The following is a 1,949-nucleotide window of genomic DNA, read 5'->3' as shown; positions in this document are numbered from 1 at the left end:
TGGACTTGTCTTTCCGTTGGTTCCGGTCACTTTTCCGTTCTTCCAGATGATCTTAGTCTCATGAGTTCTTTTGCCCAGATCGATTCCCACATTTCTTCCTTCGCAGTCTTTCATGTTATGCCTCCGTTCGGTAAAATGGAATCAGGAGTGAAGGTCTGGTGGTGGAACACCGTACTCCTATCCGCGGTAACGGGGAAACGTCCCCGTTCCGCATTATGTCTTACGGCGGTCGGTTTTGGTTAATCTTGTTTTCGAAGTAAGGGGCTGTTTTTGCAGTGCCTTCTTCACAGTTCAGCAGAACCTTCCGCCGACTCTCTGATTCCGTCGAATCAGAGTACCACCTTTTCCCAGACTTTCATATCATGGCATCTTGTTTCGGAATCTCTGCACTTCTGCGTTAAAAATATCAAAAAACTAAAGTGGCAAATTGGCATGGTCTGTTGTATACTTAATCCATTTATGGAGGATTTGTATGCAGTGTCCAAGATGTGGTGGCGGTTGCCAGATTATTCAGGAATTTGAGTCCGAGGGACAGGATTATTCTGCGGGAAACGGTTGCTGCGGATATATTTTGTTCGGACCAATCGGTCTTTTGTGCGGTCTTTGCGGAAAGGGACGGCAAGAGCGAACCAGAACGTATTGGATTTGCAATTCTTGCGGAAATAAATTCCGTGCGTGATTTTTGCTTGGCTAAAAAATGACTCAAAATCAGTGGCTAAAACTTATGACGTATGGTCGTCGGCTTGGCTGTCATCAGCTCGCGGAGAGGAGTTTCTTTTTCCGCGGCTTTCAGTTCCCTGTCTGCGCGCGCTGTACAGGCGTTTTTATCGCGTCCATTATCTCCTTGCCCGTGTTTTTCTTTTATGAGCTTCCGATTTTTCTCTGCGTGATTCTGAGTGGAATAATGTTTGCCGACTGGTTCGTGCAGAGAATCGGCTTGCTTCCTTCAACTAATGTACGCCGGTTTGTTACAGGTCTTGCTGGCGGATACGGCTACGCGACTCTTTATTACCATCTTTTTAAATTTTTGTTTTTGTTCTTAAAAAAAATTATATTAAATTGACGAAAGAAGAGATTTGATATAGATTCATTATTGTAATAATTACAAATTTTAAGAACAAAGAGGTACAAAAATGAAAAAATGGGTATGCAAAGTTTGCGGTTACGTTCACACAGGAGACAATGCACCGGAGGTTTGTCCGCAGTGCAAGGCGAAGAACGCTTTTAAGCCGCTCGAAGAAGATGCAGCGTTTACAGTTGAGCATAAAGTCGGACTTGCAAAAGGATATAACGAGGAAGTTGTTCAGGGCTTGCGCGACAATTTTAACGGCGAGTGCAGCGAAGTTGGAATGTACTTGGCAATGTCACGTCAGGCTGAGCGTGAAGGGTATCCGGAGATTGCGGAGGCGTTCAAACGATACGCTTTTGAGGAAGCTGACCACGCATCACGATTCGCAGAGCTTTTGGGTGAGGTTGTTCATGCTGATACAAAAAAGAACCTTGAACTTCGTGCAGCTGCTGAGGCTGGTGCGTGCGACGGAAAATATCAGCTTGCAAAACTTGCCGAAAAACTCGGCTACGCAGATGTTCGCGACACCGTTATGGAAATGGCAAAAGACGAAGCTCGTCACGGAGCAGGTTTCCGTGGTCTTTTGAAGAGATTCTTCAACTAATTGAAAGTTAGAAATTAAAATGCCGCACGGAGGATTTAAAAAATCGAGCCGTGCGGCATTTTTTGTTTGAACTGAAAAATCTGAAAACTTGATTTTAGCAGGTCTTTCGCATTGCAGGAAAGTTGACAAAAAAATTGTCGGAACGAGAGTAAAAAACGGCTTTTGTGAACGTTTGCAAGGTGAGCCGCTTTGCGGCGTCAATAATTTTCCTTGCACCTTGCACCGCGTGAACAAAAACGGCTTTTTACGGTAGTGCAGACAATTTTTTTTACACTT

At 44.4% G+C, this 1,949-nt stretch carries 3 protein-coding genes; all 3 read left to right on the top strand.

The window, feature by feature from the left end; genetic code table 11:
* Nucleotides 1-472: 472 nt before the first annotated feature.
* The 3 genes from JI65_RS16835 (at nt 473) to JI65_RS16825 (ending at nt 1,673) form a co-directional block, all read left to right on the top strand.
* On the top strand, nt 473-679 hold the full coding sequence (locus JI65_RS16835) for a hypothetical protein (RefSeq protein ID WP_191018322.1): 207 nt from the start codon (nt 473-475) through the stop codon (nt 677-679).
* 18 nt (nt 680-697) lie between these two features.
* On the top strand, nt 698-1,063 hold the full coding sequence (locus JI65_RS16830; protein ID WP_191018321.1) for a DUF2085 domain-containing protein: 366 nt from the start codon (nt 698-700) through the stop codon (nt 1,061-1,063).
* Between the two features lie 70 nt (nt 1,064-1,133).
* Nucleotides 1,134-1,673 carry a ferritin family protein gene (locus JI65_RS16825; RefSeq protein WP_191018320.1) on the top strand — a complete coding sequence of 180 codons (540 nt, stop codon included), beginning with the start codon at nt 1,134-1,136 and terminating at the stop codon, nt 1,671-1,673.
* Nucleotides 1,674-1,949 lie beyond the last annotated feature (276 nt).

This window comes from Treponema zioleckii (assembly GCF_014737315.1).
Lineage (GTDB): Bacteria > Spirochaetota > Spirochaetia > Treponematales > Treponemataceae > Treponema_D > Treponema_D zioleckii.
Note: the sequence above shows the minus strand (reverse complement) of the source record. Positions and strands in the feature narration are given on the sequence as shown.

Bases quoted from the DNA above. Each gene is read 5' to 3' on its own strand.
- JI65_RS16835 (WP_191018322.1), top strand. From the start codon at position 473: ATGCAGTGTCCAAGATGTGGTGGCGGTTGCCAGATTATTCAGGAATTT.
- JI65_RS16830 (WP_191018321.1), top strand. From the start codon at position 698: ATGACTCAAAATCAGTGGCTAAAACTTATGACGTATGGTCGTCGGCTT.
- JI65_RS16825 (WP_191018320.1), top strand. From the start codon at position 1,134: ATGAAAAAATGGGTATGCAAAGTTTGCGGTTACGTTCACACAGGAGAC.